The organism is Psychromonas sp. SP041 (assembly GCF_000470315.2).
GTDB lineage: Bacteria > Pseudomonadota > Gammaproteobacteria > Enterobacterales > Psychromonadaceae > Psychromonas.
Map to the genome: position 1 here is coordinate 38,201 of NZ_CBRF02000019.1, position 22,410 is coordinate 60,610.

The window sequence follows — 22,410 nt, forward strand, 5'->3', positions numbered from 1 at the left end:
GAAAAGTTAAGGTTTATCAGCTTCTTCTACACCTTTTTTATAAAAACAAGTAATATATTTACATTAATTTTACGATGTTACGACTTGATTATCATTAAAGAGAGACCGATGAAACCAGAATTATTATCACCAGCAGGCACATTAAAGAACATGCGATACGCTTTTGCTTATGGAGCAGATGCAGTTTACGCAGGTCAACCTCGCTACTCTTTACGTGTTCGAAATAATGAATTTAATATCGAGAAGTTACAGATTGGCATTAATGAAGCGCATGCTCAAGGTAAAAAATTATACGTTGTTTGCAATATACAGCCTCATAATTCTAAATTAAAAACATTTATTCGTGATATGAAGCCCGTTGTTGATTTAAAACCAGATGCATTAATTATGTCCGATCCTGGTTTAATCATGATGGTGCGTGATGTTTTCCCTGATATGCCTATTCATTTGAGCGTACAAGCGAATGCAGTCAATTGGGCCACCGTTAAATTTTGGTATCAACAAGGTATTGAGCGCGTTATTTTGTCTCGTGAACTATCACTAGATGAAATAGAAGATATTCGTTACCACTGTCCTGAGATTGAAATTGAAGTTTTTGTACATGGCGCATTATGTATGGCTTATTCTGGGCGTTGTTTATTATCTGGCTATATTAACAAACGCGATCCAAATCAAGGGACGTGTACTAATTCATGCCGTTGGAAATACGATGCGCATGAAGCCCAAGAAAATGAAACCGGTGATATTGTTGCTATTCAACCTGCTGAACCTACTTTAGGTAGCGGACAAACAACAGACCAACTATTTTTGTTGCAAGAACAAGGTCGCCCTGGTGAATATATGCCTGCTTTTGAAGATGAGCATGGCACGTATATTATGAACTCGAAAGATTTACGGGCGATTCAACATGTAGAGCGCCTTTTAAAAATAGGGGTTCATTCATTAAAAATTGAAGGGCGTACCAAGAGCTTTTATTATTGTGCACGAACAGCGCAGATTTATCGTAAAGCAATGGATGATGCAATCGCTGGCCACCCTTTTGATCCATCATTAATGAGTTCTTTAGAAAACTTGGCGCATCGTGGTTATACCGAAGGTTTCTTAAGTCGCCATACTCATGACCAGTATCAAAATTATGATGTTGGATATTCAGTAAGTGACACGCAGCAATTTGTAGGCGAAATAATGGGCCGTAATGCTCAAGGACTTGCTGAAGTTAACGTTAAAAACAAATTTTTAGTGGGTGACAAACTAGAATTAATGACACCACAAGGTAATATCAACTTTAAACTTGAAGAGCTACATAACCGAAAAGGCGAATTAGTCGATGTTGCGCCAGGCTCTGGCCATACTTTATATATACCCGTACCAAAAGAAATTGATTTGAACCACGGCTTACTAATGCGTAACCTTGCTCAAGGTAATGACACCCGCAATCCGCACTCTAAATAAGATGGCTTAGTTATAAAATGGTACTACTATAAAATGGCGCTGCTAATAGAAGATAGCTGTATCAATTGTGATATGTGCGATCCAGAATGCCCAAATGAAGCAATAACATTTGGTGCAGAAATATATGAAATAAACTCAGATCTTTGTACTGAATGTGTTGGTTTTTATGAAAAAGCAACTTGTGTCGCTGTCTGCCCTATTAACTGTATTATCGTTGACCCGAACAACAAAGAAACACAAGAACAGTTGTTAGATAAGTTCGCTAGTTTATACGTTAATTGACGGTGTCGTTAACCGCTAAATTTACACAAGGAGATATCTCCGAACACATTATAAAAATGGCACTCACCAATGTAATTGGACTGAGTGTTTTCTTTATTGTCGATCTTGTCGATATCTACTTTATTAGTTTATTAAATCAACCTCTGCTTTTATCTGCCATTGGCTACGCTGCTGCAATTTTGTTTTTCACAACGTCTATTACCATCGCAATGATGATTGCAAACTCAGTTGTTGTCGCAAGAATGATTGGTCAGCAACAAGAACAACAAGCTAAACAAGCAGCAATGACTTGTTATGTGATCACCTTTATTATTAGCTTATTAGTTAGCTTCCTTATTTTTTGTAACGCAAATACCTTATTAACATTATTAGGCGCTAAAGGTGACGAATTACGAGCAGCAAGTGATTATTTAAGTATCACGCTTATTGCATTTCCTATCATTGCACTCGGTATGCAAATAACCTCAACATTGCGCGCACTAGGCAAAGCAAAATTAGGTATGTATTGCACGATTACCGCGGGCGTAGTTAATATTATTCTTGACCCGTTAATGATTTTTTATTTTGAACAGGATCTTAAAGGTGCCGCTTTTGCTTCCTTGATGGCTAAAAGCGCGATGTTATTACTGGCGGCTTATTATTTATTGATCAAAGCTAAATTTATAACGAAAGTTGGATTTACAGCGTTTAAAAAGCAAGCTCAATTTATTTTAAAAGTCGCACTCCCCGTGTCACTAACACAAATGGCAACGCCGCTTAGTCAACTTTACATTACTTATGAAATAGCTAAATTTGGACCAAGCTTTGTGGCAGGCTGGGCTATCATTAGTCGATTAATCCCTGTTGTTTTTATGATGCTATTTGCGATGCCAGGTGCGATAGGGCCAATCATTAGTCAAAACATTGGTGCAAGGCAATTCAAACGCGTTAAAACAACATTAAACCAATCACTTAATTTTATTATTAAATATGTCTTTGTATTGGCATTAGTACTTTCTTTATTACAAGAGTATTTGGTTACCTTATTTAATGCACAAGATGGCGCAGCTATTATGATTCGGTTTTTCTGCCAATATATTAGCATTACTTTTATTTTTGTTGCCATGAATTTAGTGGCGATGTCATTTTTAAATAATGTGGGTCACCCGAAAATAGCAAGCTCCCTTAATCTCGCAAAAATGTCGTTAGGCACAATCCCTTTTGTGAGTATTGGCGCTTATTATTATGGTGCTCAAGGAATACTGATCGGTCAAGCATTAGGCAGTGTTATATTTGCTATCATGGCAATTATGATATGCTACCGAATACTGCGTAAATTAGATTATAATTAACTCAATACGAACGAATTTATTGTATTAATTTCATTAAATTACCGAGTTAACCTATCCTTATGATATTTAATATTTTATTTCAGCTTATCAAATGTTAAATTAGCCTTATTACTCTAATGGAATAGCAAACACTATGCGTTTAATATGCTTATTGTTCTTAATTGTCAGCCTCAGTGGTTGTTATCAAAATAAAGCGCTGACACAAAATACGCTTATCTATTGTACAGATAGTCAGCCGACCTCATTTAATCCCCAAATAAGCGATGACATCGCGAGCTTAGATGCAACAACTCATCAAATATTTAGTCGCTTAGTAAAAATCGACTCTAAAACCAATGAGTTTGTGCCTGATTTAGCAAAAAGCTGGGAACGTAGCGATGACAAACTTCGTTATCGTTTTACATTACGTAATAATATCAGTTTTCATGAAACCGATTACTTTCAGCCAACAAGGTTTTTAAATGCAGACGATGTGTTGTTTAGTTTTAATCGCATGCTGGATGTAACGAATCCTTACCATACTGTTAATAATCAATCAGTAAATTACTTTTACAACCACCCTTTTACTAATTTATTATCTGCAATAAATAAAATTGATGAACATACCGTTGAGTTTGTTCTATCAAAGCCAGATGTCACTTTGATTGCTAATTTAGCAGCACATTACGCAGTCATTCATTCTAAAGAATATAGTGAACAGTTACTAAAAGAAGGACATCCAGAAAAAATTGATTTTCAGCCGATCGGCACAGGACCATTTAAATTTAAGAGCTTTGATAATAACGGTACTATTCGTTATACCAAAAATGATCTTTACTGGCAGTCGATGACTAATATCGAAAATCTCATTTTTTTCACTAACCCAAGCGCAACAAAACGTTATACTAAATTGTTATCTGGTGAATGTGATGCTATCTCATACCCAGCTGCTAGCCAGTTAGAAACCATTAGTCACAATAAAGAAATCACTTTAAACAGTAAATCTACCGCGAACATTTCATTATGGGCATTCAATACTCAACAAGATAAGCTGAAAAACCCTAAAATTAGACAAGCCTTAGCACAAGCTGTCGATACAGAAACTATTTTAAACGCTGTTTATTTTCAGAGCGCAATACAGACAGAAACATTATTAAGTAAACAATCATGGGCATTAAAGCCTCGTTTTGATAACGATTTATTTAACCCTGAACAGGCAGAGCAGACATTAAAAGATCTACACTTTGATTTTTCACAAACACTACGCATTTTACTATCTGATAGCTCCGATGTATTTAATCCTAACTTTCATAAAACGGCTGAATTAATTCAAGCAAATTTAGCGGCTGTTGGCGTTAAAAGCCGTATCGATGATTTACATGAAATCGCATTAAAAGCTAAATTAGACAGTGGAAATTACGATACTTACTTAACGGGAATTAACGTCCATATTAATGATCCTGATAGTATATTTAGACCATTACTCAGTTGTAACTCTACTCCAGAAACAGGAAACAGCAGTAACTGGTGCTCTCCTAATACACAAGTATTGTTAGACCAATCATTAACTGAGTCTAATTTCGCACAACGCATTAAAAACTATTATCACATCCAAGATGAAGTTTTTAATCAACGTCCGTACTTACCTATTGCACATGTTTTAAGATTAGATGCGATTTCAAAATCGATCTTGAATGTAGAAGTGAATCCATTAACCGGCATTAATTTTCAGAATGCCATTAAACAAGATTTGAATTAATATGCTGTCATTTTTAATCAGACGTTTAAACCTACTATTAATCACTGCGCTTATTTTAACTATTATTGCTTTTATGATTGATCGTACTGTGACAATCAGTCACGCGACGACAACGTTAGATCAAAGAAATTATATTGCACAGTATTTTTCTTATCTATGGCAGATTATAAATGGTAATTTTGGTTATTCCTCTATTGATCAACAAGGTTTACTAAAACGCGGACTCGTATTTTTTGCTTCTACATTAGAGCTCTGTTTTGTTGCTTTATTATTTTCAAGCTTAATGGCGATTCCGCTAGGATTACTTGCAGGGTTATTCAGAAATACAAAACTTGATTATATGATCATGACTATTGCTATCATCGGCCTTGCACTACCTGTGTTTTGGGTCGGTGTGATGGCTATTTTATTACCGAGTATCGGAGGTGATATTTTACCCGTTGATGGTAATTTAAGTTTAGTGTATGACATCCCAGTAGTCACAGGTTTTTTATTAATTGATACTTTATTGGTTACTGAACAATATGGGTTTTTCGCGTTTATTGACCGCGTTGCCCACTTGATATTACCGGCGTTGGTTTTATCCTTTTTCTTAATTGCGGAGATAGTCCGTTTGACACGTCACTCGATGACCATGGTGATGCGCAGCAACTATATACAAACGGCTTACGCTAAAGGTTTTTCAAGAACTAAAATCGTTTTCACTCATGCACTGAAGAACGCATTACCACCCATTATTCCCCAATTACGTTTACAATTAAGTACTATTCTTTCATTTGCCATGACGGTAGAAATTGTATTTAACCTAAACGGTATTGGAAAATGGTTATTCATTTCTTTAAAATCTGGTGATTATCTCGTGCTTCCTGCAGGTATGCTGATTATCACCGGCTTTATTTTAATATTCAGTATCGCCACAGAAATCGTTATGGTACTCATTAGCCCACTAAGAAGAGGTTCGTTATATGTTGATAAATAACGGGTTTAATGAAGATAAAATTCAATCTCCATTGCGTTATATCTGGTCTATTTTTAAAGGTAAAAGCATTGCTGTCGTCGCAATGTGGTTGATGATTATATTAATTACAACCTCAATTTTATCACCTTGGTTTATGCCACATTCCCCCCTAACACAAGACCCTGAGAGCATGTTACTCCCGCCCTATTGGGCCAAAGGTGGTAATATAAACCATATATTGGGCACTGATGATTTAGGAAGAGATACACTATCTCGTTTATTTCAGGGGTTACAATTCACCTTAGGTGGCGCTTTAACTATTACGTTTTTTGTCGCTTTTTTAGGCATGGTAATTGGTGCAGGCGCAGCGTTAACTAAAGGCGTTAAAGCCAGTGTTTTACATCATTTATTAGACGCTCTGTTAGCGATACCTTCTTTACTTTCTGCATTAATATTAATTACTATTTTTGGACCTAGTTATACCAACTGTTTAATTGCCATTGGACTTTCACTCTTACCTCAATTTATACGAGCCAGCTACATTGTCATTGAACAAGAATTAAGTAAACAATACATCGTTGCTTTGCAATTAGACGGTGCGACAAAAACACGGTTATTTCGCTATGGCATTTTACCTAATATTTTAGAACCAACGATTACTATCCTTAATCGCTTATTCACTATGTCTATTATCGAAATTGCAACATTAGGTTTTTTAGGTTTTGGTGCACAGTTACCACAAACAGAATTAGGTTCATTAATTGCAAACAGTATGGAGCTTATATATCTATCTCCTTGGTTAGTGACCTTTCCGGGCTTAGCTATTTTCCTCGTGATCGTTATCGTGAATATTTTTGCAGAAGGTCTTCGCCACGCTGTTATTGAAGGAGAAGAGTAATGGCTTTATTAGATATCAGAAATTTAAGTATTGATATTGAGACGGCACAGGGCAAAATTCGTGTTATCGACAAAGCCTCTTTAAATATTGTCGATGGTTCAATACACGGTTTAATCGGTGAGTCAGGCTCAGGAAAAACCCTCATTGCTAAAGCTATATTAGGGTTACATAACAGTAATTGGACGGTGACGGCTGACCGCATGTTCCTCGGTAAAACAGACCTATCAAAATTATCACAAAAAGAGCGACGTCAGATTCTAGGGACTGAGATATCAATGATTTTTCAGGAGCCGAGTTCTTACTTAGATCCCAGTCAAAAAATACATACTCAAATAGAATCGGTTTTACCTAAAAAAACAATGCAGCAACGCTTCAGACGTATTTTAAGTAAAATAAAGCGTGCTCATATTTCATCAAGACGTTTACAAATTAAAGAATTGTTACATAAAGTAGGCATTCAAAATGATGTGGCGGTTTTAAATTGTTACCCTCATCAACTATCTGAAGGGGTATGTCAAAAAGTCATGATTGCGATGGCGATTGCTAACAACCCTCGATTAATTATTGCCGATGAACCGACAACCTCAATGGAAGCGGTAACACAATCACAAATATTCCGTTTGTTGTACAAGCTTAATCAGTTAAACAATACGACATTACTCATATTAAGTAACAATTTTGCCAATACAAGTGGCATATCAGATTACATGACCTTAGTTTATTGTGGGCAAACAGTAGAATCCGGTTCGTATAAGCAAATTATGGGTTCAGCAATGCATCCTTATACGCAAGCGATGCTTAAAACAATGATCAATAATGAAGAAATCTATGAGCATAAAGCACAACTTTATACTCTGCCGGGTAACATTCCCTCTTCAAATCAATTACCCATTGGTTGCCGTTTAGGGCCAAGGTGTCCTAGAGCACAACGTATTTGTGTAAAAAATCCTACCTTGACGATCAAAAAAGGTCATAGTTTTCGCTGCCATTACCCAATCAAACTGAGTTAATTATGCCGTCATTATTAAAAGTTACTAATCTTTGTAAAAGTTTCACACAACCTTCTGGGTTATTTACCACGCGTGAAAAAGTAGCCTATGGCCCGGTTAGCTTTAGTATAGAAGCAGGACAAACATTAGCAGTGGTCGGTGAAAGTGGATCAGGAAAAAGTGCTTTAGTGAGAACCATCGCGGGTGTATTAAAAGCAACTTCAGGTAATATATTCATAAAAGGAGAACCGCTCGAATCTCTTAGTTCTCAGCAACGATGTTTATCTGTTCGTATGATATTTCAAGACCCAAGCAGTTCATTAAATCCAAAAATGACGGTAGGTAAAATCCTCAATGCGCCTTTAGAATTAAATACTAATAAGAATGCAACTGAACGACATGATAAAATTATTGAAACATTAAAGCTAGTTGGGTTATTACCTGATTATTTAGCTTTCTTTCCTAATATGTTATCAAGTGTTCAAAAGCATCAAGTCGCCATTGCGCGTGCGATGATTTTAGACCCCGACATTATCTTAGCGGATGAAATTTTAACGACGTTAGATATCTCACTAAGGTTTAAAATAGTTAACTTGTTACTTAAAATTCAAAGAGAAAAAGGAACAAGTTATATTTTTGTTGCTCACAACATGCATTTAGTCAAACACATGAGTGATCAAATTATGGTATTGCATCAGGGGAAAATAATAGAAAAAGGTCCAACAGCAACTATTTGTGAACACCCTCAACAAGAACAAACAAAATATTTACTATTAACGCACCAACCAGACTACAGAAAGTAACTTATAGTTGACAAAATTATCATAAAAAAAGATACTTTACCTTATAGCTTAATTATAGTTATCAATATTTACCTTTTGCAGTTGTCTTATAGCAAACACTTTTATCAGTTTTCAACTATTTTGTAACTAATTGTAAGCCTTACTAAAAATAGAGGTTTAATGGTGAGCAATAAAATTAAATAATTAATGTAAATAGTGTAGTGTAATAAAATTAAGCAGCCACTTTCCAAAGTCTAATCACATCAAGAGGCACCCTACTTGAATAATTTCAAACACAGCCTTTGGGCCTCTAGCCTATTTTTTATAGTTCTAGTTGTTACATTAACTATTGCTGCCAAAGCAATGTTTAATACAAGCCTATTACATCAACAGCAATTATTAAGTGAGAGTGAGCAATTATCTTCTTTACCTGATATCACATCATTAAATCAGCTTACTGAAGTGATAGATATTGATAAGTTTAGTTACATCAAGATAAGCAATGATCAACTGTCTTCGCCTCTTACATTTGATAATGAGTCAGGAGTGATCTCTTTCGCACATAAATTATTACCTATTGCCGAATCTTTAGAAGTATCAACAACGACAAATCAAATCATTGAATACTCAGCAGCGAATATCAATCTTTACCAGTTGTATGAAAACATTGTTTATTCAATTGTAGGCGGCTTACTACTCACTTTCTTATTTAATAATATTATCTACTTTAGACTGTTTAACTATATTGAACGCATGATCGTGGGTGAAATAATTAATAATAAAGCTAAAAAGTCGCCTCTTAAGACAGTTTCAAAACACATTGAAGATAAAAGGCATTTATTTGAAATACAGCTTCAATTAAAAGAAGAAAAAATCATAAAATTAACCAGCCAAGCAACGATGGATAATTTAACTGGACTAAGTAATCGCCATGCATTCCGTAAAGAATTAACACAATTTTTATCTGATGAGTATCAACAACAACATGCAATACTTTCTATTATAAGAATATTTGAATTATCAGCGGTTAATATTACTCGGGGGTCGCAACAAGGTGATGAATATATACTCAGTATCGCGAATATTATTCGTGATGTTGCCGCTAAATTTAAAAATGTAAATGTATTCAGAATTAGCGGTTCAGATTTTGCCGTCATAGCACATAACATGAGTATCACTAATGCCCAAAAATTCAGTAATGAATTAAAAATAAAATTCGACCAATATCAATCTATTAATGATTTAGAAAGTGTTGCTTTTAACGGTGTAACATCGATATCTTCTAACCAATTACCAGAGCAAGTCTTAGCCCGTGCTGATATCGCGCTAGCTAAAGCACAAATTAGCGGTTCAAATGCGTGGGCATTTGAAGATAGTAAAAACAACAACCAAGAGTTCGATCTGGGCGAAAAATATTGGCGTGCAGTAATTATAGACATTATGGAAAAACGTTCATTTTCTTTCTTACAGCAACCCGTTCAGGCAGTACATCGCAACATGAAAGGTTATCAAGAAATATTCACTCGATTCATCGGTGATAATGATAATACTATTCCAACAAGCACTGTTTTTTCAATGGCACAAAGGACTGATACCATTATTAAACTTGAGAAGATAATTCTTGAGAAAGTGATTTCTAATTACCGCGGTAAAGCCAAACCTAATACACGTTGGGGAATTAATGTAAGCTCTACTGCGATACAAAATAGTAGTTTTATTATTTGGTTAGAACGGTTGTTATTAAGAGAACCAGATATTGCCAGTTCATTGTTTTTTGAAATACAGGAACGATTATTAGACAGCAATTTAGCGTCTAGCAAGCGCTTTTTTGATATGTTAAAAAGAGTCGGTAGCCACTCAGTGATTTGTAATTTTGGTAAAGGTATTGGTTCATTTAGTTTATTTAAAGAATTAAAACCCGACTACATTAAAATTGATGCAAGCTTAGTAGCTGATCTTGAACATGATAGTTCAAATCAACAATTCATCCGCATGATCATCGATGTTGCACAGCGTATGGAGTGTCAGGTCATCGCAGAAGGCATTGAAAACCCAGAGCAAAGACAGATACTAGAAAGCATGTATATTGATGGGGTACAAGGTTTCTTGATTGCCCGTCCAACTGAGTTGTAAACTGATACAGTTTAATTGAATTTGTTGTTTTAGTTACTCATTTCACACGATAGAGTTTCTAAAAATTAAGAGGATAAAAGTAAGTTAATTAACAGTGTAAAATAAGTTAATCACTTGCTTTCTTTAATTACATTTACAACATGCAAATACGTTATTTTGATCAATCAAACAGATGGCTTATTTATACTGATTGCTATTAGCCAGCTCTTTACATTCACTCCCCTCTTTTTATACAATGCGCCTTGTTTTTACTCTCTCTAAACAAGGCTTACCATGACGCAACAACTTTCAGACAAAGAATTATTCGACCTTAAAAAATTAAACAAAGTGTTGCGCAGACAAACAGGTCAAGCGATTGCCGATTACAATATGATCGAAAATGGCGATAAAATCATGGTTTGTTTATCTGGCGGTAAAGATAGCTATACTTTATTGGAGATTTTAAGCCAATTAAAAAAAGTAGCCCCAATCAAGTTTGATATTATTGCCGTTAACCTCGATCAAAAACAACCAGGGTTCCCTGAACACGTTTTGCCTGAATACCTTGACCAATTAGGTGTCGATTACAAAATAGTAGAGCAAGACACATACAGCATTGTGAAAGAAAAATTAGAGCCAGGTAAAACCACTTGTAGCCTTTGTTCTCGTTTACGTCGCGGTATTTTATATAAAACAGCAAAAGAATTAGGGGCAACGAAAATTGCATTAGGTCATCATCGCGACGATATGTTGGCGACGATGATGCTGAACTTGTTTTTTGCAGGAAAAATGAAATCAATGCCGGCAAAATTGGTCTCAGATAATGGCGAACATGTTGTTATCCGCCCTCTTGCATACTGTAAAGAAAAAGATATTGAAGCTTTTGCCAAATTACAACAGTTTCCTATCATTCCTTGTAACCTATGTGGCTCTCAGCCTAACTTGCAACGCCAATTAACTAAAGATATGTTAAATGAATGGGATGTTAAATACCCAGGTCGATTAGAAACCATGTTTACTGCGATACAAAATGTAGTGCCTTCACATTTAGCAGATACGAGTTTATACGACTTTAAATCTATCACTAAAGACTCGGGTATTATTGATGGTGGCGATCTTGCGTTTGATAAAGAGTCTTTTGCTCAACCAGCAGTAATTGACGAAGATTTAAACAATGACTTTTATAAACAGCAACCAGCTGTGCTATTTACCGAAGTAAATTAATACATTATTGATTGAACACAATAAAAAATAAGACTTTCAGTCAACGCTTGCTTGTATTTAGAGGAGATAACAGATAATTTACTCGGATAGATCAAGTATTGGTAAGTGAAGTAATTTATAATTACAAAAATACCAGAAAAGCATTCAATTTTAATATAATAATGGAGTCAAACATGAGAACACCTCTTGTAATGGGTAACTGGAAACTAAACGGTACAAAAGAATCAGTTTCTACGCTAATTAAAGGCATTGAAAGTGCTGCAGACGCTGCGACTAATGTTGAAGTAGCAGTATGTCCGCCAGCAATTTTCATTGAACAAGTTGCGAACCTAACTACAAACAGCAGCATTGAATTTGGCGCTCAAGATGTAAGCACAAATGTTGCTGGTGCATTTACAGGTGAAACTTCACCAGTAATGGTTAAAGAGTTTGGCGCTAAATACAGCTTAGTAGGTCACTCTGAGCGTCGTCAATACCATAATGAAACAGATGCTGTTGTTGCTGCTAAATTTGTAGCAATTCAAGCACACGGTTTAGTACCTGTTTTATGTATTGGTGAAACGCTAGAAGAACGTGAAACTGACAAAACATTTGCAGTTGTTGAAACACAACTTAAAGCAGTTATTGAAGTTGCTGGTATTGCTGCACTTGAAAATGCAGTTATTGCTTATGAACCAGTTTGGGCAATCGGTACGGGTAAAGTTGCAACCTCTGAGCAAGCACAAGAAGTTCATGCACATATCCGTAATTGGTTAAAAGCACAAAGTGAAGTCGTTGCTGAAAAAGTACAAATCCTTTACGGCGGTAGCGTTAAAGCAAACAGTGCAAAAGAGCTATTTGCTCAAGCAGACATTGACGGTGGTTTAGTAGGTGGTGCAGCACTAATGATTGAAGAATTTGTTGGTATTATCGAAGGCGCTAAATAAGCCCTTTCAATAACACTAAAATGATAAAAGGCACTTTAATGTGCCTTTTATCATTTTATTTCTACTTTCCCTTCTGATACCAATTACGTTAAGTATGTGATCTAAATTTGGCGCAGAAAAATAATTCAATTCGACGCGTAAATTGAAGTAAATTTTTGCTCCCTTTACAAAATTTACAACAAAGAAGTGAGTTATTTTAGCAAACAAAATAGATCAGCTATTTATCGGAGTTAATATTACTTTGGTTTATTACGCTCTTCTCTTATTTTTACCTTTAGCTTCTTTATAACTCTTTCTAAAACAAGCTAATCTCACAACCTATCAATAAAAATTAACACTATTTTATGATCTAAAACAAAAACACTGCACAAGCTAAAATCTGATGTTATGATGTTATTAATTATAATTCATCAACTGGAGTACATTATGAATTCTTCAATTAATATGACCAAGCCTAAACGCGCTAGTGTTTCAATTAATACAGTATTAAAGAACACTTACATGTTATTAGGCATGACATTAGCATTTAGTGCTGTTACAGCAACAATAGCAACAATGGTTGGCATCGGTCCAATGGCATCATTAGGTTTAATGCTAGTTGGTTTTGGCCTTTTATTTGTTGTTTCAAAAACAGCTAATTCTAGTAAAGGAATATTCTGGGTATTCATGTTTACAGGTGTGATGGGTGCATCACTTGGTAATATGTTAAACCACTACTTAACCATGGCAAATGGCCCTGCATTAATCATGCAAGCGTTAGGCACAACAGCCATTATCTTCTTTGCTCTATCTGCATATGTATTAACAACACGTAAAGACTTCTCATTCATGAGCGGCTTTTTAATGGCAGGTATGATTGCTGTTATTGTTGCAATCATTGCAAATATTTTCTTACAAATTCCATTACTGCAATTAGTCATCAGTAGTGTTGTTGTTATGATTATGTCTGGTTTAATTTTAGTTGATACAAGTCGTATCATTAACGGTGGCGAAACCAACTACATTCGTGCAACTGTTTCTTTATACCTAAATATCTTCAACATTTTCGTACACTTATTAAGTATTCTTGGTATTTTAGACGATTAATCATTAGCTTTAAGTATTATGAAAAGCTTATTAATAGAAAGCGTACTGTAAAGTACGCTTTTTTTTGCCTATAATTTACTATCACCTTTATCAATACTTTATTAATACCAATGGAATTAAATAAGTGATCAGAAATTGCGCAGGAAAAATTAACACTAATAAGGCGTGAGTTGTAGAAGATAGTTGTTCTCACTTCAAAACTCAGAATGCAGTTAGGGGGGATTTTAACCAGCAAGAATGATCACCTTATTAATTCTATTGGTATAAGTGTTTCATTAACACTAATGAGCCGACTTGATGTATACAAAGAAATTACTACGAGATACTAATTAATGAAAAAATTGCTTTCTATCGTTCTTACTCTTTTATTGACGGCTTGTGGTAATTCAGAGCTGCTTACTCCTCTTAATAACCAACAACCTATTTTAGCTTTCGGCGATAGTTTAACTTATGGCTATGGTGCAGCGACAGCGCAAAGTTATCCAGAACAACTTAGTCAACTATCGAACATGGAAGTTATTAATGCAGGGATCAGTGGAGAAAAGAGTAAACAAGGATTGGAGCGATTAGGTGCTTTATTAGATGAACATCAACCACAACTATTGCTTCTATGTCATGGTGGTAATGATGTGCTTAAAAAGCAAAACTTAAACAGTATGAAAGAAAATCTAGCTCAGATGATTGAAATGGCGCAAAGCAAAGACATACAAGTCGTACTTATTTCAGTACCGGGCGCGTCTTTATTCTTACCTGATATTAAACAATACCAAGAACTTGCAGAGCAATATAATATCCCATTAGAAAATGACATTATTAAAGATGTTTTAAAGAAACCTTCATTACACAGTGATGCAATACATCCTAATGCCCAAGGTTACCGCTTAATTGCAGAAGCTGTTTATGCCTTATTAGAAGATAATGGTGCGTTATAGTAACGCACCATTTAAATTATTTTATAGTTAAAGATTAATGGCTGTAACCTAACTCTTTAGCTGGCTCAATATTACTGGCCGTCCAAGCAGGATAAATTGTTGCAACAACACTCATCACAAAGGCGACACCAGCAATAATAAATACTTGTTTATAATCTAGTTGCGACGGTAAGTAATCAATGAAATAGATATCACCAGAAAGCAATTTTCGTCCTAACAACTCTTCAAAAGTACTAAAAATACTGCTTAAGTTGATGGCTAAATACACGCCAAGTAAAGCGCCGAAAATACATCCCACTAACCCATTAAAGGCACCTTGAACAATAAAGATAGCGCGTAAAGACCATTTATCAGCCCCCATTGTTTTTAAGATGGCAATATCTCCACGTTTTTCATTAACTGCCATTACTAATGTAGATACAATATTAAAACAAGCAACAGCTACTACTAAGAGCAAAATCACGTACATCAATGATTTAACCATTTGTATATCTTGATAAAGGTAACCTTGACTGGTGATCCAGCTCTTTATATACATATAAACAGGGATGCTATAAGCCACTTCTCTCGACAATACCTGTGCCTGTAAAACATCATCGACCTTAAATGCGATACCAGTAGCATGATTAAGATTAAGCATTTCTTTAGCTTTATTAATATGGATAAAACCTAATGTACTATCGACCTGACCACCCATTTTAAACGTGCCAGTTAATGTAAACATAAATTTACGTGGCGCTCTTAACTTATCACTGCCAGTTTGAGGCAACAATAGGGTTACATGCTCACCGACAGCTAAACCAAGTTCCTTAGCAACAGGTTCACCTAAAATAATACTGCTGTCAGTGGTTGATAATAATTCCCAACCACCTTGTTTAATATACTTTTCAACGGCGGTAACTTGAGTTTCCGTTTCAGGTGTGATCGCCCTCATTTGTAAGGCTTTCATCTTAATATTGTTTTGTAGCAAAGCATTCATCACAATATAAGGGCTCGCACCAGTTACTCCAGGATGAGACCTTACTTGTTCAAGGATGTTAGTTTCATCCTCAAAATCACCTTTGACGACTTCTAATTCCGCATGCGGGATCACGGATAATAATTTATCCCTTAACGCATTTTCAAAACCGTTCATGGTTGAAAGGCCGACGATTAAAACCGCGACGCCCAAAACAATACCAAAAATAGACGCCATTGAAATAAAGGAAACAAACTTATTTTTATGTTTGGCTTTGCTATAACGTAAACCAACAAATAACGATAAAGGCCTAAACATTATTGCGTATCCTTTAAAATGCCGTTACTCATATATAACTGTCTATCTAGCTTATTCGCTAACTGTTGGTCGTGTGTGACAACAATAAATGCGGTGCCAAATTCCGTATTGAGTTCTTTTAGTAATTGATAAACAGATTCAGCACTCTTAGCATCTAAATTACCAGTGGGTTCATCTGCAAGTACTAAAGAAGGTTTATTGATCAAAGCGCGTGCAATCGCAACACGCTGTCTTTCTCCACCAGACAACTCAGAAGGCCTATGCTGAATACGCTCACTTAACCCAACTCTATCTAACAACTCAGTGGCTTTTTTTTGTGCTGATTTTATTGATTCACCAGCAATCAATAGTGGCATTGCAACATTCTCTAGTGCACTAAATTCCGATAACAAGTGATGAAATTGATAAACAAACCCTAATTCTTGATTACGCCATTTTGACTGCTGTTTTGAAGACAATTGATGTATATCTTTACCATTGAATACAATATTACCGGTAGTAGGCGCATCCAATGCACCTAATAAATGTAAGAGTGTGCTTTTACCAGAACCAGATGTTCCGACTATCGCCAATAACTCACCTTGATTAACGGATAAGTTGACCCCCTGTAATACTGGTGTCGCTAAGCGCCCTTCTTGATAAACTTTACTTAAATCATTACATACTATTATTGAATTATTCATATCTTAATGCCTCTACTGGGCTCACTTTACCTGCGCGATAAGCAGGATATAAAGTAGCTAATAAACTTAAAAACATAGCACCAAACATGATTGAGACTATTTGTATTGGTTCATGTACAACGGGTAATAGTCGAGCGCCACCAGAGGCATTCGCTAATAAATGTAACCCTAGAAATGCCATTACTTCATTAATATAAGTACTTAATAACAAACCTAAACCGGTGCCTATTAATGCACCGATAATGCCACTAAATGCGCCTTGGATAATAAAAATGAGATTAATAGTTGAAGCTTGAATGCCTAAGGTTTTTAAAATCGCAACTTCTGCGCTCTTATCTGTCACCACCATAACCGAAGAAGATAATATGTTAAAAGCAGCGACGGCAATGATTAGGCATAACAATAACCAAATCATATTTTTTTCCATTTTGACCGCAGCAAAAAGTTCACCATGTGTGCTACGCCAATCGACGATCATTTCTTCCTTTTCAAGCGTAGGAGGCACCCAAGATTCAACAGCAAAAGGTTCTGTAAAATAAAAACGTAAGTCCGTCACTTGATCGGTGCCGATGCGAATCAAACGAGCCGCATCTTGCGCATGCATTAACACCAGATATTGGTCAACATCAGAGCCTACATTAAAGAAACCTGCGATGGTAAAATTACGTTGGCTAGGTACTTGACCAAGTGGTGTATATCGAACACCTCTTGTCGACGTTACTCTGACTTTATCACCTAAACGAACACCTAGTTTATTGGCAAGCTGATCACCAATGATAATGTTATATTCACTAGCCTGTAAGTCATCAACGCTACCGACAATAATATTATTTTTTACTGTTTGACTGCCATACTTTTCAGGAAAGATGCCTTCTATCTTGATGCCTTGTAGCCCTGTTTTGCTTTGTAAAATGGCCTCCGTATTAATCATCGGCTCAATATTGACGACTAAAGGATCGTTAGGGATTGAATCAATACGTTGTTGCCAGTTATTAATAGTTTGAGATTCATTAGTTAACTTTGCATGAGGGATCGCACCGAGAATGCGTTGTTTTAACTCACCTTCAAAACCATTCATTACAGACAAAACAGTAATTAAGGCTAAAACGCCTAAAATAATGCCACCAGTGGAAAATAAAGAAACAAACGACACAAATTGATTATTACGTTTAGATTTTGTATATCGCAAACCGATAAATACACTCAAAGGATAAAACATAGTTACCTTTTTATTTTAGTTGTCTTAATAATACCAAAAGAATTAATAAGGTGATCATTCTTGCTGGTTAAAATCACCCCTAACTGCGTTGTGAGTTTTGAAGTGAGAACAACTATCCCCTACAACTCACGCCTTATTAGTGTTAATTTTTCCTGCGCAATCTCTGATCACTTATTTAATTCCATTGGTATAAAGCATGATTGTTATTAAAATAGCGTTATCCGCCAACAATCAACATTAATAGCGCTAAATCTAGACTTAACTTGTTGATTACATTTTAATGGAGGCCATTCTAATGTATCTTTATTCGCTAAGACAGACAAAACTCCTACAATAAGGTGTTTCTGTATCATTCAATAACAGCCTGGTTTGTAGATATGAACAATAATGAATATTTTTTAGTAGAACATGCTCTTTCAATCAATTTAAAATCAATTGATAAATGCGACTTACCACTTAACCAATTCGCTTTTGAAGATGAGATCCCTGGGCCATTCAGAATGGCAAGCGATCTTGCAAAAGCAGATGCCAGCATTTTAGCGCCGTTAAAATTAAACAGCGATAATACACAAGCACTATGGAATTATCTACAGGCACAAAACCAAAAAATAAATACGTTACTGAGTTATGTACTGACTCAACAAGATGATGAAAAATCTCGCCACCAAACCATTAAGTTTAGTGCCGGTAGTATTATCATAAAAAACAACAACACATTGAAAATAGATGACAATATTAGGCTTAAAATATTTTTGCCTGAAGAATCTTCTGCTATCTACTGTTATGCAACAGTGTCAAACATTAATGACTCTGAATACGCGTTTACATACACATTTATACGTGAACAAGACCGTGAATTATTAATTAGAGCGAGTCTACATGTACAATCACAACAACTAAAAAACAGAGCAAAACAACGCGAATTAAACACTTAGATTTAGAACGTTAAATCATCAATAACTCAGTACAAAAAGTTAGATAACACATCTCATAATTAGCAAAAAAACAGTGAAAATAAGTCAATAATATGAATAATTTACTCGATATACAACCTTTAAAATCTTCTACTGACACACAACAACTTGCTAATTTAGTTGGCAGTAGTCAAAGCTTTGTCATTAATCAATGTGCTCAAGCTAATCCACAGAAGTCGCCATTAGTGGTTGTGGTTAATGACACGCCTAGTGCCATTAAGTTGCATCAAGAGTTACTTTATTTTGCTGAAGGTAAGTTTGAAGTGAAATTATTCCCTGATTGGGAAACATTGCCTTACGATCACTTCTCACCCCACCAAGATATTATTTCAACACGGATAGAAACCTTATATCAATTACCCTCGATGAAAGACGGTATCTTGATTGTGCCAGTCACGACTCTATTATTGAGACTAGCACCCCCAAGTTATTTAAAACAACATACTTTAGTCGTTAACACAGGGCAAAAGTTAGAATTACAATTACTACGAGAGCAACTTCAAGAAGCGGGTTATTACTCAGTCGATCAAGTACGAGAGCATGGTGAGTTTTGTGCAAGAGGATCGTTGTTAGATATTTACCCAATGGCCAGTAATACACCTTATCGTATTGATTTCTTTGATGATGAAGTTGATTCGATCCGTCCTTTTGATACTGAAACACAACGCTCATTACCAACGATAAAACAGATAAAAATGTTACCTGCGCATGAATTTGCAACGGATAAACAAGCGATTACCAACTTTAAAACAGCTTATAGTGAGAAATTCACTTCAAAAGTATCAACTAGTGCGGATTCTATTTACCAGCAAATATCTCAATCCAACTTACCGGCAGGTATCGAATACTACTTACCGCTGTTTTTTAATGAAACCGCCACCTTATTTGACTATCTTCCTAAACATACTCGTCTGTGTATTGTCGGTGATATTAATAGTGCCATTGATAGTTTTTGGAAAACCATAGAACACCGCTTTGAAGAACGAGGCGTTGATTTATTACGCCCTCTACTGCAGCCTATCGCCCTTTATTTACGACAAGAACAATGCTTTAAACGTTTAAATGAATTTCCTAAATATCAATTACAACAAGATTCTTTTGCAGCGCCTAAAGCAGGTAAAACTAATTTACCGTTAACAACCCTGCCAGATATAAAAATTCATCATAAAGATAAAAACCCACTGGCCAACATTGCAGCTTTCATTGACGACTTTCCTGGTAAAGTATTATTAAGTGTTGAGTCAGCTGGGCGTAAAGAAGCGTTATTAACCTTATTAAGCCCACTTAAATTATCCATCAAATCAGTCGATAGCATTAGTGAATGCCATCAAAATAAAAATAAAGTGTCTATTACCGTTAGCCGTGTTGAGAACAGCTTTTTAATTATCGACAGTCAATTTGCTTTTATTACTGAAACGGAATTACTTGGCAGCAAAATTACGCAACGTCGACGTCAAAATAAAGAGAATCAAAGTGAAGAAAGCTCTGAACATATAGTACGTAACCTCGCAGAATTAAAAGTAGGTCAACCTGTTGTTCATATAGACCATGGTGTTGCACGTTATTTAGGGTTACAAACGATTGAAGTATCAGGCAGCATTAATGAATTTGTAACACTTGAATACCTTCGAGGTGACAAATTATATGTTCCAGTAACCTCCTTACACCTTATTGGACGTTATAGTGGCAGTGATGTTGAAACAGCACCCATTAGTAAATTAGGTAATGATACTTGGGCTAAAGCTAAAAAACGTGCTGCTGAAAAAGTACGTGATGTCGCCGCTGAGTTACTTGAAATTTACGCACAACGAGCGGCGAAAAAAGGTTTTAAGTACCAATTTAATCAAGCTAATTACGCCGCCTTTAGTGATGACTTCCCTTTTGAAGAAACGCATGATCAGGCACTTTCTATCAACTCTGTTATTTCCGATATGTGTTCATCACAACCAATGGATAGGCTCGTTTGTGGTGATGTAGGGTTTGGTAAAACAGAAGTTGCAATGCGAGCTGCATTTATGGCGACGGATAATGCTCGACAAGTTGCTTTGCTCGTCCCAACAACGCTTCTTGCACAGCAACATTTTGAGAATTTTCGTGACCGATTTGCTAACTGGCCAGTTAAAATAGAAGTGTTATCTCGTTTTAAAACAGCAAAAGAACAGAAGCTTATTTTGCAAGAAGCCGCTGAAGGTAAAATCGATATATTAATAGGTACCCATAAACTATTAAGTGATGGTATTAAGTTTGCCGATTTAGGCTTATTAATCATCGATGAAGAGCATCGTTTTGGTGTTCGTCAAAAAGAAAAAATCAAACGCCTTCGTGCTCAAATTGATATTCTAACGTTAACTGCGACACCTATTCCACGAACATTAAACATGTCTATGAATGGTATGCGAGACTTATCCATTATTGCTTCTCCACCTGCTAAACGTTTAGCAGTCAAAACATTCGTTGAACAAAAAACAGATCAAACGATTAGCGATGCCATCACTCGTGAAATTATGCGCGGTGGACAAGTTTATTTTTTACACAATAATGTTGAAACCATTGCAAAAGCGGCAGCCGACTTACAAGTTTTATTACCGCAAGCCCGTATTTCAGTTGCGCATGGTCAAATGAATGAACAACAACTTGAACGCGTCATGTCAGATTTTTATCATCAGCGTCAAAACGTTTTGGTGTGTACCACTATTATTGAAACAGGTATTGATATTCCAACAGCCAATACCATCATTATTAACAGAGCAGATCACTTAGGTCTTGCTCAATTGCATCAATTACGTGGTCGAGTGGGCCGTTCACATCATCAAGCTTATGCTTACTTATTAACACCAACGCCGAAATTAATGACTAAAGATGCTAAAAAACGTTTACAAGCAATTAGCTCATTAGACACATTAGGTGCGGGGTTTACCTTAGCAACGCACGATTTAGAAATTCGTGGTGCAGGTGAATTACTGGGTGACGAACAATCAGGTCAGATAACCAGTATCGGCTTTAACCTTTACATGGATATGCTAAATCAAGCAGTTGATGCATTACGTAATGGCCAAGAACCAAGTTTAGAACACCTGTTAGCCACACAAGCAGAGGTTGAGTTACGTATACCGGCACTGATACCAGATGATTACATTCCAGACGTTAATATGCGCCTTTCTTTATACAAACGTATTGCGAATAGTAAAAATAATAATGAACTAAATGAGATTCAAGTTGAACTAATTGATAGATTTGGCTTGTTGCCTGACTCAACAAAAAACTTAGTTGCGGTAACCGCTATCAAACAACGTTGCTCAAAACTGGGCATTGCACGCATTGAAGCACATGCTTTAGGTGGTGCAGTTACCTTTACTGAACATTCAAAAGTAGAGCCGATGTTTCTTGTTTCGTTACTGCAAACTCAATCAAATACCTTTAAACTAGACGGTCCAAGTAAACTGAAATTCACCATGGCACTAGAAAATAGCGCAGAGCGCCTAAATTGGTTGAAACAATTACTTGATAGCTTTAAATTACACCTAATTAAATAAATCCCAGAAAGGATA

At 35.8% G+C, this 22,410-nt stretch carries 18 protein-coding genes; 15 read left to right on the plus strand and 3 right to left on the minus strand.

Going from position 1 to position 22,410, the window contains the following annotated elements:
- Positions 1-108 precede the first annotated feature (108 nt).
- From yegQ to SP041_RS12020, 13 genes are all read left to right on the plus strand, one after another.
- Positions 109-1,452, plus strand: a complete 1,344-nt coding sequence (yegQ, locus tag SP041_RS11960) for a tRNA 5-hydroxyuridine modification protein YegQ (RefSeq protein WP_137297853.1) — start codon at positions 109-111, stop codon at positions 1,450-1,452.
- A 33-nt stretch (positions 1,453-1,485) separates the two neighbouring features.
- A complete protein-coding gene (locus tag SP041_RS11965; RefSeq protein WP_137297854.1) occupies positions 1,486-1,734 on the plus strand; it encodes a YfhL family 4Fe-4S dicluster ferredoxin in 249 nt (82 codons plus the stop codon).
- A 56-nt stretch (positions 1,735-1,790) separates the two neighbouring features.
- The gene (locus SP041_RS11970) at positions 1,791-3,065 is read left to right on the plus strand and encodes an MATE family efflux transporter (RefSeq protein ID WP_137297865.1); all 1,275 of its coding nucleotides are present in this window, start codon (positions 1,791-1,793) and stop codon (positions 3,063-3,065) included.
- 133 nt (positions 3,066-3,198) lie between these two features.
- Positions 3,199-4,803, plus strand: coding sequence for an ABC transporter substrate-binding protein (locus SP041_RS11975; RefSeq protein WP_137297855.1), 1,605 nt, complete (start codon positions 3,199-3,201; stop codon positions 4,801-4,803).
- 1 nt (position 4,804) lies between these two features.
- Positions 4,805-5,782: an ABC transporter permease subunit gene (locus SP041_RS11980; RefSeq protein ID WP_137297856.1), complete on the plus strand. Its 978-nt coding sequence runs from the start codon at positions 4,805-4,807 to the stop codon at positions 5,780-5,782.
- Entirely contained in the window at positions 5,769-6,659 is an 891-nt protein-coding gene (locus tag SP041_RS11985; protein ID WP_137297857.1) for an ABC transporter permease subunit, read from the plus strand. The genes SP041_RS11980 and SP041_RS11985 overlap by 14 nt, the downstream gene beginning before the upstream one ends.
- On the plus strand, positions 6,659-7,669 hold the full coding sequence (locus SP041_RS11990) for an oligopeptide/dipeptide ABC transporter ATP-binding protein (protein WP_137297858.1): 1,011 nt from the start codon (positions 6,659-6,661) through the stop codon (positions 7,667-7,669). Before SP041_RS11985 ends, SP041_RS11990 begins: the two co-directional genes overlap by 1 nt.
- A 2-nt stretch (positions 7,670-7,671) precedes the next feature.
- Positions 7,672-8,451: an ATP-binding cassette domain-containing protein gene (locus SP041_RS11995; protein WP_137297859.1), complete on the plus strand. Its 780-nt coding sequence runs from the start codon at positions 7,672-7,674 to the stop codon at positions 8,449-8,451.
- Between the two features lie 258 nt (positions 8,452-8,709).
- Positions 8,710-10,563: a GGDEF domain-containing protein gene (locus SP041_RS12000; RefSeq protein WP_137297860.1), complete on the plus strand. Its 1,854-nt coding sequence runs from the start codon at positions 8,710-8,712 to the stop codon at positions 10,561-10,563.
- A gap of 273 nt (positions 10,564-10,836) precedes the next feature.
- Positions 10,837-11,766 (plus strand): tRNA 2-thiocytidine(32) synthetase TtcA, encoded by a 930-nt coding sequence (gene ttcA / locus SP041_RS12005; RefSeq protein ID WP_137297861.1) that lies wholly within the window; start codon positions 10,837-10,839, stop codon positions 11,764-11,766.
- Positions 11,767-11,939: 173 nt separating this feature from the next.
- Positions 11,940-12,692, plus strand: coding sequence for a triose-phosphate isomerase (gene tpiA / locus SP041_RS12010; protein WP_137297862.1), 753 nt, complete (start codon positions 11,940-11,942; stop codon positions 12,690-12,692).
- 426 nt (positions 12,693-13,118) lie between these two features.
- Positions 13,119-13,778: a Bax inhibitor-1/YccA family protein gene (locus tag SP041_RS12015; RefSeq protein WP_137297863.1), complete on the plus strand. Its 660-nt coding sequence runs from the start codon at positions 13,119-13,121 to the stop codon at positions 13,776-13,778.
- Between the two features lie 332 nt (positions 13,779-14,110).
- Entirely contained in the window at positions 14,111-14,710 is a 600-nt protein-coding gene (locus SP041_RS12020; RefSeq protein ID WP_025566182.1) for an arylesterase, read from the plus strand.
- Positions 14,711-14,744: 34 nt separating this feature from the next.
- On the opposite strand, the gene lolE is transcribed toward SP041_RS12020, so the two are convergent.
- The 3 genes from lolE to SP041_RS12035 are packed head-to-tail and all read right to left on the minus strand — an operon-like array spanning position 14,745 to position 17,888.
- The gene (gene lolE / locus SP041_RS12025) at positions 14,745-15,986 is read right to left on the minus strand and encodes a lipoprotein-releasing ABC transporter permease subunit LolE (RefSeq protein ID WP_025566183.1); all 1,242 of its coding nucleotides are present in this window, start codon (positions 15,984-15,986) and stop codon (positions 14,745-14,747) included.
- Positions 15,986-16,669 carry a lipoprotein-releasing ABC transporter ATP-binding protein LolD gene (gene lolD / locus SP041_RS12030; RefSeq protein WP_025566184.1) on the minus strand — a complete coding sequence of 228 codons (684 nt, stop codon included), beginning with the start codon at positions 16,667-16,669 and terminating at the stop codon, positions 15,986-15,988. The genes lolE and lolD overlap by 1 nt, the downstream gene beginning before the upstream one ends.
- Complete coding sequence (locus SP041_RS12035; RefSeq protein ID WP_025566185.1) at positions 16,662-17,888, minus strand: lipoprotein-releasing ABC transporter permease subunit; 1,227 nt, start codon at positions 17,886-17,888, stop codon at positions 16,662-16,664. The genes lolD and SP041_RS12035 overlap by 8 nt, the downstream gene beginning before the upstream one ends.
- A gap of 377 nt (positions 17,889-18,265) precedes the next feature.
- Here SP041_RS12035 and SP041_RS12040 point away from each other — a divergent pair, with 377 nt between their 5' ends.
- Positions 18,266-18,823: a PilZ domain-containing protein gene (locus SP041_RS12040; protein WP_025563583.1), complete on the plus strand. Its 558-nt coding sequence runs from the start codon at positions 18,266-18,268 to the stop codon at positions 18,821-18,823.
- 92 nt (positions 18,824-18,915) lie between these two features.
- Positions 18,916-22,395, plus strand: a complete 3,480-nt coding sequence (gene mfd, locus SP041_RS12045; protein WP_025563582.1) for a transcription-repair coupling factor — start codon at positions 18,916-18,918, stop codon at positions 22,393-22,395.
- The last annotated feature ends 15 nt before the right edge of the window (positions 22,396-22,410 follow it).